This is a genomic window from Burkholderia sp. BCC1638 (genome assembly GCF_902833195.1).
Taxonomy (GTDB): Bacteria; Pseudomonadota; Gammaproteobacteria; order Burkholderiales; family Burkholderiaceae; genus Burkholderia; species Burkholderia diffusa.
Genome location: NZ_CADFEC010000001.1, coordinates 231,251 through 247,144, shown reverse-complemented (window position 1 = coordinate 247,144; position 15,894 = coordinate 231,251). Strand labels below are relative to the sequence as shown.

The window sequence follows — 15,894 nt, the reverse complement described above, 5'->3', positions numbered from 1 at the left end:
TCGACATGACCGCTTTCAAGAAATCGAAGCAACTCGTCTACAACGGCCGATTCACGACGCAGAAAACAACCGGCGTGCAACGCGTCGCGCGCGAACTGATCGCCGCACTGATCAAGTTTCAGCCGCAGGATCCGGTGACCGTGCTGGTGCCGCCGCAGCCGAGCGTCGAGGTAAGCGGCGCGAAGACGGTCAAGGTGGGGTTTTACAAGGGCGTCGTCTGGGAGCAGCTGGTTCTCCCGTTATTCGCGCGCCGCGGCCGCATCGTCAATCTCAGCAATTCGGCATCCATTTTCATCGGCAACCAGATCATCTACATGCACGACGCGGCGGTGTTCGACACGCCCGCGCATTTCTCCAGGGCGTTTCGCGCGTGGTACCGAATCATGTTCTGGATCCTCGCGCGAACCTCCGTTTGCGTGCTGACCAACTCCTGTTTCTCGCGGGATCGCCTCGCGCATCACTGCGGCGTTTCCGCGGAGAAGATCAGCGTCGTGCCGCTCGGCGCGGATCACCTCGACGCCCTGGAACCGGACACGAGCGTGCTCGACAAGCATGCGCTGACGCCGGACCGGTTCGTGCTCGCGGTCAGCAGCATGAATCCCACCAAGAACTTCGGCCGGCTGATCGCGGCGTTCCGGCAGATCAACGATCCGTCTGTCGATCTCGTCATCGTCGGCATGCAGAACGCCACCGTGTTCGGCAAGCAGGATCACCTCTCGGCAGCCGAGCCGAACATCAAGTACGTGGGCTACATCAGCGACGAGCAACTGAAGGCGCTGTACCAGAATGCGGCGTGCTTCCTTTACCCGTCGATCTACGAAGGCTTCGGCATACCGCCGCTCGAGGCGATGCGATACGGCTGTCCGGTGGTTGTCGGTAAATCGGCCGCACTGCCGGAAGTCTGCGCCGATGCGGCGTTGTACTGCGACCCGTATTCGCAGGACGACATTGCACAAAAGTTGCGGAGCCTGCTCGATTCCGCCGAACTCAGGGCCGAGCTCAAACGCAAGGGAAGCCTGCACGCGGAGAAATATCGCTGGAGCCGAAGTGCCGAGATGATGAAGGAGATCTTCGAGTCGCTGTAGGTCAATCGCGGCGTGTCGTCATCGGGAAGCGATCGATCGACACGCCCTTCTCTCATGCGCCTCCCCGCGCCCCGATCGACACTCGCAGTTTCATGTAGTCGCGCCGCCACCGGCCGGCATGCTCGGCAAATCGACGCAATTACGCGACGTTGACCGTGCTACCGGCCGCGGCCCGTCGATTTCCGAACAGGCGTTTGCCGAGATACGACCTGATCGGCTCCTCGACGAATTTCGCGAGGACGGCAGCGGAGACGATCGAAACGCACGCCGCAAGCATCGCCGTTCTGACGACGTGGATGTCGCCATGCGGTGCATACGCGAACACCAGCCTTCCGATCGGGTAATGCACACAATAGAGCGGGTAAGAGATCCAGCCGAGGAATGCACTGATACGGGCAATGACCCTGCCGCTCGGAGCCAGCATGGCACCCCGATAAACCAGCGCAGGCGCGATGAACCACAGCACGGCCAGCGCGTAAATCCCCTTGATCGACGTCGGAAACACGACAACCAGCAGGAAAGCGACAAACAGCATGTAATCGCTCTTGATGAGCCTGGCGACAAACCAGTGGGGCCTGGCCGAGAGACTGGCGTCGTGCATCTTCCCGATCGCCACTCCCAGCAGGAATCCGTAGCCGACTCTGAAGAACCCGCCGATGAAGTTATCGGCCGACCAACCCTGATTCAGGATGACGGTCAGCTTGTCGTTGTCGAGGCCTACGAGCCATCCATACACGACGAAAGCGCCGAGACATGCATACGCCAGTCGCAGCAGATTCCGCGCATTCGTCCTGATCGCCGCGATCAGGACGACACTCGCGAACAGCTCGAAGAACAGCGACCATGCAGGCGGATTGAGAGGAAACACTCCCGGGTCATCGACTGCCGGCAGGCCGTGACTTGCAGCGCCGACGAAGCCCGACACCGAGAAACGACCGAGATACGGAACGAGGAAATAGTTCTGGCCGGTGGCTGCCGCCAGGTTACCCAACGAAAACGCCGCCGACGCGTGGATACGCATGACGACAAGGCTCACGAACCCGATCGTGAGCCCGATGCATATCATCGGATACAGGCGTATCACGCGTCGCTTCAGATACTCGCCCCACCACGACTCCTGACGCAATCTTTCGCCATAAGAGTGCGTCAGGATGAATCCACTCAGCATGAAAAAAACGTCCACCGAAAGATACGCGCTCTGCAGTATCGGAATCGGCAGATCCTGAAGGAAATGCATGAACATCACGCTGATTGCCGCAATACCGCGCAATCCGTCCAGAATTTCAAACTTCTGCTTGTGAGTAGCCATGAAAAGTAGCGGCTCCGGGAAATATTGGTTTTGGGACCCGGCAATCTATGAGGCGGTCGCATGCCCCGTACCGCGCGACCCTTGCTGTTATCGCGACAACACTGGATCGATGTCCGCGGCGCGATTCCCGCGCGCGATGGCGCGCCTGCTTCCGTCTCCATCTGATCCGGCGCCGGCGACATCGGGCGCCGCGCGTGCCCGAGCCTTGGAGAACCAGTGAAATACGGCGATGAGCAGTACGACCGGAACGAAATTCCGCCCGCTGAACAGGTTCGGGGTCCGCATGACTTCCATGACCGACACGAACAGCACCGCGTGTACGCAGCACCAGAAGCCGTTCCCGCTCCGCCAGCCCGCATAACTGCGGCCGACCGCCCAGCCGAGCACGAGCGCGTCGAACAAGCCGAACCAGCCCCACTCGTAGAAGTGAACGAAAATCCCTGACGGATTGTTGAACTCCGGATCGGCGTAGCCGTTCAGGAACAGGTTGATGCTGTCTCCCGAGTCGAGCCACGGCTGCAACGTCGCGCCGATGATCGGAAAACGCAGCAGCCAGTCGAACGTAAACATCGGGTGGCCCTGGTCCCAGCCCAGCACACTCAGTATTCCCGCGCCGTTGTTCAACGACGTCGAGTAGTACAGGCCGAGACGTTCGAGCGCGAAATCGAACAGGTTGTCGTAGATGTTGACGTAATAGGCTTCCCACGACCGGTTGTACTCGTTCGCGATGAACAGCCCGAACAGCAACGGGATCGCCGCATACGGGCCGAACGTCAACAACCGCGAATACCTGCCGCCGAGGCGGAATCGCACGACCATGAGCGCAAGCGGCATCACCATTTCGATCAGCGCGAGCCGCTCGGCGAAGATGAAGCTGCGCAGCAGTGTCAGCACCGCGAGCACGGCGAAGTAGATCTTGTAACGATTCAAGCCCTTTACCGGTGTCCTGAACACATAGAAATACAGGACAACGTATGGTGCGGTCGCCTGCGTGAACGTGCTGAGACCCGCGATGCGCCCTTTCAGATCGAGCATGTCGTATGCGTTCGCTTCACCGCGGACGAACGCGACCAGCAGTGCAGGATGCGTGACGATGCCGCTCAGTAACAAGGCGTAGCCGAACAGAGCAAGCGCGAACACGAAATCGAGCACGCGAGGCGACAGTTCGACCTCGGCTGGCGGCGGGCCGCGTCGCGTCCGCACTTCGGTCGTTGCGAGCCATGACGCCGCCATCACCACCATCAGGAACAGCGCGCCGACGAACGCGTAGTAGCCGTCGAAGTAGATCCGCGCAATCGACTTCTGGTCACCCAGCAGGCTCAGCGACAGCAATCCGTACAACGGCAGGGTGAACATCAGCACGAGGCGCGCCGGATCTTCCCACCAATAGCCCGTATAACCGCCCACGCCACCGCGCACGCGCGCCATCCTGCGCGTCGTCGCCGGGCGCTGTCGTGGCTCGCCCCGTGCGCCGCCTGCTCGCCGGTTCATGACACCCGTTCCACCCGTTGACGCGGCGCGATTACCCCGGCATATCCGGACGCGGCCTGATGCGTGTTCGTATCCGTATAGCCGTAGTCGTAACGTCCCGGCGCGCCCTTGTAATCGTTCAGGACCACACCGCGCACGTCGATATGTGCGTGTTCGAGCCGTCGCGCGCTTTCGTCGAGTTCGGCGAGCGTCGTCACGCCGCTGCGCGCGACGAGGAACACGGTTCCCGCGAGGCGGCCGAGCACCAGCGCATCGGCCACCGGCAGCAACGGCGGCCCGTCGATCACGACCATGTCGTAGCGCGACGCGACCTGCTCGATCAGTTCGGCGAGCGCGGGCTGCAGCAGCAGTTCGCCCGGATCGGGCACGACGTTGCCCATCGCGATGAAATCGAGACCCGGCACGACGCCGCGCTTGATCGCCTCGTCGAGCCTGTGGGTGCCTGCCACCACGTCCGACAGGCCCGGTGCGCGGCTATAGCGGAACCGCTCGTGCAGCGATCCCTTGCGCAGATCGGCATCGATCAACAGGACTCGTCGCTTCGCCGCGCCGACGAGCGATGCGATATTCGCGGCGACGAACGACTTGCCGACGCCCGTGGTCGGCCCGGAGATCAGCACGACGGGATTCGACGCGCCCGGCATCGACAGTTGCAGCGCCGCGCGGAAATTGCGCAGGCTTTCGAGCGCCGCGTCCTGCACGGCCACCGGCGGAACCGGCGCGCGCGCGCCGCGCCGTCCGGCCTTCGGGGGCAATTCCGCTTGCGCCGCGGCCGGGCTGTGCGGCACCGTCGCGAACACGGGCAGCCCGGTCGTCCATTCGATTTCCTCGGCATCGCCGATCATGCCGACGATGCGCTGCCGGACGATCACGATCGCCGCGCCTGCCAGCAGGCCCACCGTCAACAGGGCGATCACGGCGACCCCGCGATGCGGACCGATCGGCTGCTCGGCGACCTTCGCCGTATCGACGATCCGCACGGTGCCGGTCTTGCTGGCCCGCGCGAGGATCATCTGCTGACGCGTATTGAGCAGGTTCGTGTACAGCGCAGTGTCGACGGCCACATCGCGCTGCAGCTGCAGCACGCCCTGCTCGACGGTAGGCAGTTGCTGAATCTGCTTGCGTGTCGTCTCGAGCGAACGCTGCGCGTCGGAGAGCTGGGCATCGACGGCCACCACGGCCGGATGCTTCGGCATGAAGCGCGTCAGCAATTCCTCGCGCCGCTGCTGCAGCGTCTGCACACGCGTCTCGATGTCGACCGACTGCTGGCGCAACGCCAGCGCCTCGTCGCTCGTATTGACCGTCCCGTGCGAGGCCCGGAATGCATTGAAGCGGCTTTCCGCCTTTTCGAGCTGCGCCTTGAGCTGCGGCAACTGGGCGTCCATGAAGCGGATCAGCTTGTCGGCCGCCTCGGACTTGCGCTGCGTGTTCTGCGCCAGGTACGCGTCGCCGATCGCGTTCAGCACACGGCTGTCGTGTACGGGATCGGTCCCGTCGAGCGTCACGCCGACCATGTTCGACTGCTTGCCGCGCTCCGAGATCAGCGCGTTCTTCTGCAGCCAGGCCGTCGCCTCCTCGTCGCTGTAGCGCGTCAGGTCGAAGCGTGCGCCGGGCTTGCCGGCTACGCCGCGCACGAAGATGTCGAGCGGCCCCTGCGGCGTCTCGACATGCAGCGGCTGCCCGATGCGCCCCTGCCATGCCGGGCCGCTTCGGCCGAACCAGCCGGTACGCTGCAGCGTGTAGGCGCCGTCGTCGCCGACAGTCAGTGCGAACCGCTTGCCGAGCAGGCGCTTGGGCACGTCGAAGGTCGGCACGTCGATGCGCTCGGTGCCGTACACATAGCCGCCCGGCAACGGCGACGACACCCCGTCGGCCGCGTTCACGAGCCGCCAGCCGATCAGCGGCAGGTAGTGCGGCCGTGCGTCGACGGCCAGATTGGTGCTGTCGATCGCGCGATCGAGCACCGCGCGGGATTTCAGCACTTCGATCTCGGTCGACGCGTCCGTCTTCAGGTCGAACACCGACGACGGATCGCCTGTGGGCGACGTCGATTTCGAGTCGGTCGGGCTTTGCTCGACCTGGAACAGGATGTCGGTCCGGTAGACGGGGGCCGCACACAGCGCATACACGGCGCCGATGAGCGCGCCCGCGAGCGCCGTGCAAAGGATCAGGCGCCGGCCGCCGTACAGCATGCTCCAGTAGCGGCGCACCGGATAGGACGGCCGCAGGGCGGGCCCGCCGTGCGGGTCGGGCAGGGTCGAAGAAGTCATACGGCATCAGTCCCGTAGGCGCGACGCGCGGTCGCGATGACGAAATGGGTCACGAGGGTCACGGCGAAATCGCCTTGGCCGTCAGCGCGCCCTGCGCGGACGACGGAATCAACAGGTTGACGACACGGCTCCAGCGCACCAGCGACGACGCATCGACGAACACGACGTCGCGACGCTCGAGCGGAAACTGGTCGGCCAGCGCGAACGACGCGGGCGAACTGCCGTCGAGGTGGTACACCCGCGGACGGTTGTCCGGGCCGCGCCGCACGACGAACACCTGGCGCGCGTCCGACGTGTACTGGCTCGCGCCGCCGGTGTCGCCGAGCGCTTCGCCGAGGCTCATCCGGCCGTCGGTCAGCGTCAGCGTCGCGGGCCGCGACACCTCGCCGAGCACGAACACCTTCGCATCGCTCGCCGCGCGCACGCGCACGAGATCGCCGTCGCGCAGCAGGATGTTCGACGGGTTCACGCCCGCGGCGATCAGCGCGGGCAGGCTCACGTTCACGGTCCTGTCGCCGCGCGTGACCGAGACCTGCGAGCGGTCGGCCGTCGGCGTGAAGCCGCCCGCGCGGTCGATCGCTTCGGGCAGCGTCATCGGCATGTCGTTGACGATCTGCAGACCCGGCGTGCGCACCTCGCCATCGAGATAGACACGCTTGCTGCGATAGGTCTGCACGCGAAGCGCGATCTGCGGCTTGCGCACGTATTCGCCGAGCCGCTTCGTCAGCAGCGCGCGCGCCTGCGCCTCGGTCAACCCCGCCACGTGCACGAGGCCCGCGTACGCGAACTGCACGTTGCCGTTGGCGTCGACCGTGTAACCGGTCGCAACCGAACTGGCGCCGACACCGTCGCCGCTCCCCGTCGTCTGCGTCGTCGGCAGATTCAACTCGGGGTGATCCCACACGACGATGCCGAGCACGTCGCCGGGGCCGATCGCGTACGGCTTCGGCTTGCCGAACAGTTGACGGATTTCCGCGTCGACATCGGCCGGCCGGCCCGCGTGCTGCTGCGCGACGAATGCCGGCGTGATTTCGATCAGCTCCTCGCTCGACACGTTCTGCACGCCGTCGAGGCCGCCCGAGCCCGACGCATCGGCGCTCACGTCACGGTCGGCGGGCGCCCGGTACGTCATGCCCGGCGACAGCACGCATGCGCTCAGCGCGCACGCGGCCGCTACGATCGCCATGCGCGACAGCCACGGTGCGCGACGGGTACCGCCCATGCATGGCCGCGGCGTCCCTGGCGTCGATTCGGGTTGCGTGGTGATTGACATCGTGCCCTTCCAAAACTGTGTGGTAACCCGCCGAACGCGGCGAATTCCGGCATTACGCTTGCCGGCGCGGCTCGCATCGCGGTGCCGCACCTCCCTCTACACCGCACGTCATTCCGTACGATTCGTCATGAACTGCTCTTCGTCGCTTTCGTCACTCGTCTGCATCGTCTCGGTCGGCTTTGCCTGCGCCGTCAATGCGCAGACGTTGCCCGCCGTCCCGGCCGACGCGCCGGCGCTCGCATCGTCGGCGGTGCTTTCGCCGGCACCGCTGCAACGTTCGGCGCAAGCCGCCGCGACAAACGACGCCGCCGATCCCGCGGCAACCGCCTCCGGGGTCGCGACGCCCGCCTTCGCGCGTCCCGCCGCCAGCGCCGCCGTCCAGCCCGACACGCGCGCCCGTGGCATGCTGCGCCAGCCGCTCGTGCCAGGGCGGCCGCATCGCTCGCACTTGGCCGTTGCACCCGCCGACGACGTATGGCGCAGCGACAGGTTGTACGAGTCGCCCTACGCGAAGTCGCCCTATGAGCAACCGGGTGTTCCGGACTGACACATCCCGGCCGGTCATGTCGCGACGTGACCGACGATGCGCCGATACGGGATTGGACACCACGGCGAACGGCGCGTCTGTGAGGGACCCCACCGAACGCCGATCTTCATATGTAACGGGGATCGCACCCCAACGCGCACGACGCGGCACGCATCACGACCGGCCGACCGACACGCTCGCGTACGATCGCGCGGCCGCTTCGGGTATGGCCGGATCGGCGATGCGCGCGACCGGTCGGGCCGCGTCGCGGCCCAGCGCCTGCATGCACCGGTCGATCACGATGTCCGTGCCGACCGCGCCGTACACCGCATGGTCGACCTGCGGCTCGAGGTGCAGACGCACGTGACGCGAGCGCCGGAACGCACACTCGATTGCACCGAAGTGACGCCGGACATCGTCGATGCCGGGATCGAGCGCGCCGTATACCAGCATCGTCCATACGTCGCGCCGCGCAAGCTCGTGCATCACGCCGCGTGGCGTGCCGATGCCCGGCTTCCAGCCGACGCGCGCGGCAAGTTCCTTCACCGGCACGCTGACCCGCGCGACCGCATTCGCGGCCACGGCCCGCACGATGGGCCGCAGGTCGCGCCGTTCGCGCACGAGACGCTTCCACTTCTGCCAGTCGCGCACCGACAGCCAGTAGCCGCGCACCGAGTTGTTCCGCTGCTTCTGCACCACCTCGAGCGATAGCCCGGCCGGCCACACGAAGCGGGCGAGATTGATCGCGATCACGCCGCCGAGCGACGGCGTCTTCACGGCCGCATGCAACGCGGCATAGGCGCCGGAACAAATGCCGGCCGCGGCGACCTCCGGGTGACCGAGCGCGCGCAGCCAGTCCGCGGCAGCGGCCACGTCGTCGCTCGACTGCGCCGAATACACGACGCCCGACTGATCGTCCAGCGCAGCGGGCCCGCTGTCGCCGACGCCCTGCACGTCGATCCGCAGCGTCGTCACGCCGGCGCGTGCCAGCGTGCGCGCGAGGCGCACGCTGAAGCGCCCTTCGCCACTGCGCGGATTCGTCGACGTGTTCGCGATCACGACCGCCGGCCCCGCCGGATTCGTCGGCCGCGTGTCGGCGGGACGGCACAGCACGCCGACCAGCCGGTCCGGACCGACCGCGACGACCTGCTCGGTCATGTCGTGCAAGTCGAGCGCGACGGCCGATTCGCCATTCCACGTCGGATCCGCTCGCGACGGCGTCTCGACGCCAGTCGCCGTACCCGGCGCGCGTGCGACGATCCAGTTCGCGAGTGTGTCGATCGCCGCGAGCGGCAGGCGCGAGCGCGTGCCGTCCAGCATCGTCGTCGGCCATTCGCGGAACGGATCGCTCGCCACGTCCACGCCGCGCTCGAGCAACGCTTCACGCAATGCGGGCCCGTCGCCCTGATCGGGCTGGATCAGCAACATCGCGCCGGGTAACGTCGGCGCATCGCGCACGACGTCGCACAGATCGACCGCCTTCAGCGCGTCGACGAAATCGCCGGGAAAGCGGTGCCCCAGTACGTTCATGCACGGTTCGTCGCGATGCGCGACGCGGATGGCGGGCGACGTGGTATCGAGCCACTGGCGATGCACGAACGACAGCTCGCGCAGGTAGGCGCGGCCGCGCACCACGGGTGCCAGCGCCACCAGTGCGTCGACACGCGGCGCCGGGCGCGGGCCGAAACCCGCGGCGGCCAGCATCGCGAACAGCGCGCCCGCGCGGATCCCGACAAGCGTCAGCGCGGTGACACCGGCCTGATCGCGCAGCAGGTCGATCGCGTCGTGAATGCTGGCGATGCTCGCGGCATGTCGACCGGCATCGCGATCGTCGCCCGCCGAGTCGCCGGTGCACGGATAGCTGAATCGCAATACCGTGACGCCCTCGCGGGCCAGCCGCTCAGCGATCGCCCGCATGAGCTTGTGCGTCCATGAAGCTTCGTGACCCAGCGATTCGCACAGGATCACGCCTTGTGTCGTCTGTCCTTCGTGCAGCCACCCCACGCAGCCGCCGAACGTTATCGGCTTCAATCGGTACTCCTCGGATCGGTATTTGTTATCGGATGCGAACACGCGTTCCGGCGGCTCCACCGGAATCGGCCACTCCACGATCATGTGACTGCGCGACAACGCACGGCCTTCAGGCAACGGACCTTCGCCGCGCCCCTGCGCGACTCGTTCGACCTTCGCCATGCGTTGTCCCGGTCCCGCTGCGGCAGGTTGCCGGCCTGAGTCGTCGTCAAGCCTTTCCGTCGCGAACCCAAACAGTCGTTCGATTAGAGCACTCGGCCCGAGCGTTCTTCGGTGCGCCAGCTTACAAATGCATTCATCACTGCGGCGATACAACGAGGCGCGCGCTGTCGCGATTCGCGCCGCACATGCGCACCGAATCCCCGAAAGGTAGGCTCGCGAACACTGCCGTCCCGCTCGGCCCGTATCATGACCGCCATACGATGTGGCCGTGTCCGGCATCGCCGGATGAAACCGGCGCCAGCCGGAACAGGCCGCGAACCCACGCAGCCGGGTCAGCGCCGACCGGCCGCGCGAGCGCACGGCGGCACGCGCGCCGCCGCCCAGCGACACCCACGGCGCCGACCAAGCGAATGTCAAACATCAAGAAGAATTTCCTGCTGCTGCTGACGCTGCAGATTTCGATGTACGCGGTGCCGCTGCTGATCGCACCGTTGCTCACGCATGCGCTGGGCCCGGAAGGCTACGGGCAGCTCGCGTTTTCGCTCGCGGTCATCGCGTATCTCACCAACTGCACGAGCTACAGCTTCGACCTGACCGCCACGCCGCGCATCGCGCTCGCCCGCGACGACCGCGCCGAACGCTCCCGCATCTTCTGGGCGACGCTGTATGCGCAGATCGGCATCGCGGTGATCTGTTTCGTCGTGCTGATCGGGCTGATCGTCCTCGTCGGCCGCTTCGGCGAGGACCGCGACCTGCTGCTGATCGGCTTCGGAATGGTGGCCGGCGTGGCGTTCACGCCAGGCTGGTATTTCCAGGGCATGGAGAAGTTGCGCGCGCTGAGCGTGATCCTGTTCGTCGGCCGCATCCTGAGCCTGCCCGCGATGTTCGCGCTCGTGCACAGCCCGGCGGACATCGATCGCGCGATGATCGTCAACGCCGCCGTCCCGACGCTGTCCGCGCTCGTGCTGGCCGTCTATCTGTATGCTCAGCGCGAAATCGACTTCGTTCGCGTCGGTTTCGCCGACATCGCCGAATCGCTGAAAGGCGGCTGGCAGGTGTTCCTCGCATCGACGTCGATCGCGTTCTATGCGTCGACCAACACCGTGCTGCTCGGCTTCGTGTCGGGCAACGTCGCGGCCGGCTATTTCGCCGCCGGCGACAAGCTGATCCGCGCGGCGCTCAGCATGCTCCAGCCGCTGAAGGCCGCCACCTATCCACGTATCAGTTATCTGATGCGGCATGCGCGAAACGACGCGTTTTCTTTCCTGCGCAAGCTGTTCGTCGTGCAGGTCGCGATGGTGCTCGGCATCTCGCTCGCGATCTTCTTCGGCGCGCCGCTCGCCGTGCGCATCCTGTACGGGCCTTCGTACGAACCCACGGTCCAGGTTCTGCGGTGGATGGCCTTCATTCCCTTCATGGCCGGGATGACCGACCTCTTCGGTGTGCAAACGATGCTGCCGCTCGGGATGAAGTCCGAATTCACGCGCGTGCTCATGTCATCGGGCATTCTGAACATCGTGCTCGTGCCTGTGCTCGCGAAGTACTTCGCCGAACTGGGCGCCGCCGCTGCCGTGCTGACGGCCGAGGCTGCCGTCGCCGCGGCGCTCGCAACCGTCGTCTATCGCGCCGGGATACCGCTGCCCGGCAGTCCCGTCGCGCGACGCGGCTAGCGAGTTCGGACGGGCCGCCCAGATTTCGCCGAAGCGGCCGGATCCCCACGGTGTCGCGTTCGATGCGCACGCAACGAGCGGCGTCGCACGGGCACACGCCTCTCCGCTCCCCCCCTTCGAAACGCTCGCGCGCAGGTACTTCTTACCCTGCTGCATACGCACAATCAGGAACGCTTACTGCCTTTTCCCCACACCGCGCGACCATCTCGAAAAAAGATCATACGTATCGGTAGAAATACCGATGCTGTAGTCAAACTACATTCGTACGATTGGTCGCTGCAGAGAATCGCTACATCCGATTCGGCAGCGTCGGACGGTCCGCGTCGCCGTCCGCGTTATTCGATCGGGCCCAACCGGCCGTAACGATTCCCCGCCAGGCCTGGCATGCCGACGCGCAATCACCCTGCATCGCCAGCCGAATGCGTCCGGTGCGAATCCACCGGGCGTGCGCAGCTCCAGACATCATTCGAACAACCGGCAATACGATCATGGAGAGCAACATGCGGGACACACTCTGGCCGGCCGCCGTGCTGGCAGCGACCCTCTGCACCACCGCTTACGCGGGCAACGCCGATTTCAATGCACCGGGCGACGCCGCCGACGCGTTCGCATCTTCCGCCGTGCAACGACGCGCCGACCTCCTCGTGCGCAAGATGACGCTCGACGAGAAACTCCAGTTTATCCATTCGCAATACGAAATGTCGAAGGTGCCGGGCGGCGGGGCCGGCTACATCCAGGGTGTGCCGCGGCTCGGCATTCCCGATCTCAACATGGTCGACTCGGCGACCGGTTCCGGCAGCACGTCGCAGGCCAGTACGACGTTTCCCGCGACGATCGCCGTCGCCGCGAGCTGGGATCGCCGCCTGTCGTACGACTTCGGCAAGCAGGTCGCGATCCAGTTGCGCGCGCAAGGGTTCGGCATGGGCCTCGCCGGCGGCACCAATCTCGCTCGCGAACCGCGCGGCGGCCGCCTGTTCGAGTATCTCGGCGAGGATCCATTGCTCGCCGGCGACCTGCTCGCGGAGCGCACACTCGCGACGCAGCGGCAGAAGGTCATCGCGACCATCAAGCACTATGCCGGCAACGAACAGGAGCATGGCCGGATGGGCGGCAACACGCAGATCGACGAGCGCACGCTGCGCGAGCTCTACCTGCTGCCGTTCGAGATCGCCGCGAAACGCGGGCAGCCTGGCAGCGTGATGTGCAGCTACAACCGCCTGAACGGCACGTATGCGTGCGAGAACAATCACCTGCTCAACGACGTGCTGAAGAACGAATGGGGCTTCCAGGGTCAGGTGCAATCCGACTGGGGCGCGACGCACAGCACGGCCGCCGCGATCAACGCCGGCCTCGACGAGGAAGAGGACGTCGGGCCGTCGGTCTACCTGACGCCGGCCGCCGTCAAGCAGGCGATCGCGAACGGCTCAGTGTCGACCGCGCGCCTCGACGACATGGTGCGCCGCAAGCTGGCCGTGATGATTCGCGTCGGCGTGATGGACGATCCGGCCAAGGGCGGCGGCACGCTCGATTTCGCGGCGGCGAATCGGTTCGCACAGGGGGTCGCCGAGCAGTCGATCGTACTGTTGAAGAACGACGGCAACCAGTTGCCGCTGGCGGCCGCGGCATTGTCGCGTATCGCCGTGATCGGCGGCCACGCCGACGCGGCCGTGCTGTCGGGCGGCGGCTCGGGCAACACACGCGATCCGGTCACGGGTTCGTTCGCGGGCTGCGGCGGGCTGACGTTCGGGTCGTCGACGGGCTGCAGCTGGTGGCGCAATCCGTGGCTCAAGGTCGACGTGCCGATCGTCGCGGCGATCCGCGCGCTCGCGCCGGCGGCACAGGTCACGTTCGCGGGCAACAGCGATCAGCAGTCGCCGTTCCGCGCGTACACGCAGCAGGAAATCGACCAGGCCGCGGCACTCGCGGGCCGCTCGGATGTCGCAATCGTCGTGGTCGCGCAGCCGGCCGGCGAGGATTTCGGTGACCTGCAAAGCCTGAGCCTCGCGAATCCGTCGAACCAGGATGCACTCGTCGAAGCGGTCGCGCGTGCGAATCCGCATACGATCGTCGTCGTCCAGAGCGGCAATCCGGTGCTGATGCCGTGGAAGGACAACGTGTCGGCGATCGTCGAGGCGTGGTATCCCGGCGAAGGCGGCGGCAAGGCCATCGCGAACGTGCTGTTCGGCGCGGTCAATCCGTCCGGCAAGCTGCCCGTCACGTTCCCGGCGCGCGACCAGGATTCGCCGGCGTGGGGGCAAAACGGTGCGTTCGAGAACGATCCGGTCTATGCGGAGAAGCTGAACATGGGCTACCGCTGGTACGACGCGCGCAACATCAAGCCGATGTTCGAATTCGGCTACGGGCTGTCGTACACGCACTTCGCGTATTCGGGTCTGTCGGTGTCGCGGCACCGGGACGGTTCGCTGAGCGTCGCGTTTACCGTGCGCAATGACGGCCACGTCGCCGGTGCGGAAACGCCGCAGGTCTATCTCGGCGTGCCGTACAAGGACGAACCGCCGAAGCGGCTGGTCGGCTGGGAAAAGGTCCGGCTGAACCCGGGTGAGGCACGGCATGTCCGCGTGACCGTCTCACCGCGGATGCAGAGCGTGTGGGACACGTCGCGCAACGGATGGAAGGTCGTGCCGGGCGGGACGGTGTATGTGGGCGCGTCGTCGCGCGATATCCGGCTGCAGGGGAGCTGATCGGACAGCCCGGCGGCCAGCGCACCCCCGCCCGCTCGGCTGACAGGTGAAACGGGAAGCCCGGACGTCTCACGACGTCCGGGCTTCCCGTATCGCACATGCGGCTTAGGTGAATCAGCCGAGGCCGCCGGAACGGCAGAATTCGGCGAGCACGTCGAGGCCGCGCGCCGGTTCCCGCACAAACGGATTCGACTCGTCCCACGCGTAGCCGGCCAGGATCGAGCAGACCATGCGCTTCACGTCGGATGCCTTGTCTTCATGAAACACGATGTCTTGCAGCGTCCCTGAATACCAACGCTCGACGAAGGCGCGGAAGGTGTCGATGCCCTTGCGCAACGCGACGTCGTAATCGCGCGTCCAGTCGACGGTCTCACCGCGCAACTGCCGTTCGAGCACGGCAACCGCCAGATGCGCGGACCGCAGCGCGATCGTCACGCCCGACGAGAAGATCGGATCGAGAAATTCGCCCGCGTTACCGAGCAATGCATAGCCGCGGCCGTGCAGCGACTCGACATTCGACGCATAGCCCGAAATGCGACGCACCGGCATCACGAAGGGCTTGCTGCCGACCAGCCGCAACAGTGTCGGCTCGCTCTGCAGCAATTCGCGCAACAGCGATTCCTGCTGCGCTTCCGGCACGTCCAGAAATCCGGCATCGGCCACACACCCGACCGACGAACGTCCGTTCGTCAGCGGAATCATCCAGAACCACACATCGCGTCGCGCCGGATGGACAGCAATGCAGATCTTGTCTCGATCGGTCGATCCGGCAGGCAAGCCATCTTCGACGTGCGAAAAGATGGCCGCGCGTGTCGGCAGGCCGGTGGGCGCCTCGAGCCCCAGCAAGCGCGGCAACACACGACCGAACCCGCTCGCATCGAGTACGAACGACGCTTGAACGGAATATTCTTGGCCTGCCTCGTCGACGACGTCGAGCCGCGGCGTATCGCCGGGCTCGAAAGCGCGTACGGTATGGCCAAATCGCACGTCCGCGCCCTGTTCGGCCGCACACCGAATCAGCAGATCGTCGAACGTTGCGCGTTCGACCTGATACGCCGTTCCCCAGCCCTCGGAAAACTTCTCGCGGAAATCGAATGACGACATCCTGTCGCGATAAACGAAATACGCGCCGTTCTTGAACTGGAAGCCGGCCTCGACCACTGCCTGCAACATGCCCGCTTCTTCGAGATACCGCATGCTCTGGGGCAACAGGCTTTCCCCGATCGAGAAGCGCGGAAAATGCTGACGTTCGAGCACCAACACCGAGCGGCCGGCCTTGCGCAGCAGCGCGGCTGCGACTGCACCGGACGGCCCTGCCCCGATGATCGCGACGTCGATCGAATTCGATTTCATTTCACTCATGCTTGCCAACTCA

Annotated in this window: 10 protein-coding genes; 4 read left to right on the top strand and 6 right to left on the bottom strand. The window is 65.8% G+C overall.

Features of this window, described 5'->3' with window-relative positions; genetic code table 11:
* Positions 1-5 precede the first annotated feature (5 nt).
* Entirely contained in the window at positions 6-1,085 is a 1,080-nt protein-coding gene (locus HWX22_RS01095; protein ID WP_175914871.1) for a glycosyltransferase family 1 protein, read from the top strand.
* A gap of 139 nt (positions 1,086-1,224) precedes the next feature.
* Here the strand turns inward: HWX22_RS01095 and HWX22_RS01090 are convergent, their stop codons facing one another.
* The 4 genes from HWX22_RS01090 to HWX22_RS01075 all read right to left on the bottom strand — a co-directional run bounded on the left by HWX22_RS01090 (position 1,225) and on the right by HWX22_RS01075 (position 7,428).
* Positions 1,225-2,394, bottom strand: coding sequence for an acyltransferase (locus tag HWX22_RS01090; protein WP_175914870.1), 1,170 nt, complete (start codon positions 2,392-2,394; stop codon positions 1,225-1,227).
* An 87-nt stretch (positions 2,395-2,481) separates the two neighbouring features.
* Positions 2,482-3,885 (bottom strand): oligosaccharide repeat unit polymerase, encoded by a 1,404-nt coding sequence (locus HWX22_RS01085; protein ID WP_175914869.1) that lies wholly within the window; start codon positions 3,883-3,885, stop codon positions 2,482-2,484.
* Positions 3,882-6,155, bottom strand: a complete 2,274-nt coding sequence (locus tag HWX22_RS01080) for a polysaccharide biosynthesis tyrosine autokinase (RefSeq protein WP_175914868.1) — start codon at positions 6,153-6,155, stop codon at positions 3,882-3,884. The genes HWX22_RS01085 and HWX22_RS01080 overlap by 4 nt, the downstream gene beginning before the upstream one ends.
* A 58-nt stretch (positions 6,156-6,213) precedes the next feature.
* Positions 6,214-7,428, bottom strand: coding sequence for a polysaccharide biosynthesis/export family protein (locus HWX22_RS01075; RefSeq protein ID WP_175914867.1), 1,215 nt, complete (start codon positions 7,426-7,428; stop codon positions 6,214-6,216).
* 127 nt (positions 7,429-7,555) lie between these two features.
* Here HWX22_RS01075 and HWX22_RS01070 point away from each other — a divergent pair, with 127 nt between their 5' ends.
* Positions 7,556-7,975, top strand: coding sequence for a hypothetical protein (locus HWX22_RS01070; RefSeq protein WP_175914866.1), 420 nt, complete (start codon positions 7,556-7,558; stop codon positions 7,973-7,975).
* A 153-nt stretch (positions 7,976-8,128) separates the two neighbouring features.
* Here the strand turns inward: HWX22_RS01070 and HWX22_RS01065 are convergent, their stop codons facing one another.
* Complete coding sequence (locus HWX22_RS01065) at positions 8,129-9,985, bottom strand: alpha/beta hydrolase (protein WP_175914865.1); 1,857 nt, start codon at positions 9,983-9,985, stop codon at positions 8,129-8,131.
* Between the two features lie 572 nt (positions 9,986-10,557).
* Here HWX22_RS01065 and HWX22_RS01060 point away from each other — a divergent pair.
* Positions 10,558-11,817 carry a flippase gene (locus HWX22_RS01060; RefSeq protein ID WP_059700184.1) on the top strand — a complete coding sequence of 420 codons (1,260 nt, stop codon included), beginning with the start codon at positions 10,558-10,560 and terminating at the stop codon, positions 11,815-11,817.
* Between the two features lie 500 nt (positions 11,818-12,317).
* Entirely contained in the window at positions 12,318-14,519 is a 2,202-nt protein-coding gene (locus HWX22_RS01055) for a glycoside hydrolase family 3 C-terminal domain-containing protein (RefSeq protein WP_175914864.1), read from the top strand.
* Between the two features lie 114 nt (positions 14,520-14,633).
* Here HWX22_RS01055 and HWX22_RS01050 read toward each other — a convergent pair whose 3' ends face one another.
* Entirely contained in the window at positions 14,634-15,881 is a 1,248-nt protein-coding gene (locus tag HWX22_RS01050) for an NAD(P)/FAD-dependent oxidoreductase (protein ID WP_175914863.1), read from the bottom strand.
* Between the last annotated feature and the right edge of the window lie 13 nt (positions 15,882-15,894).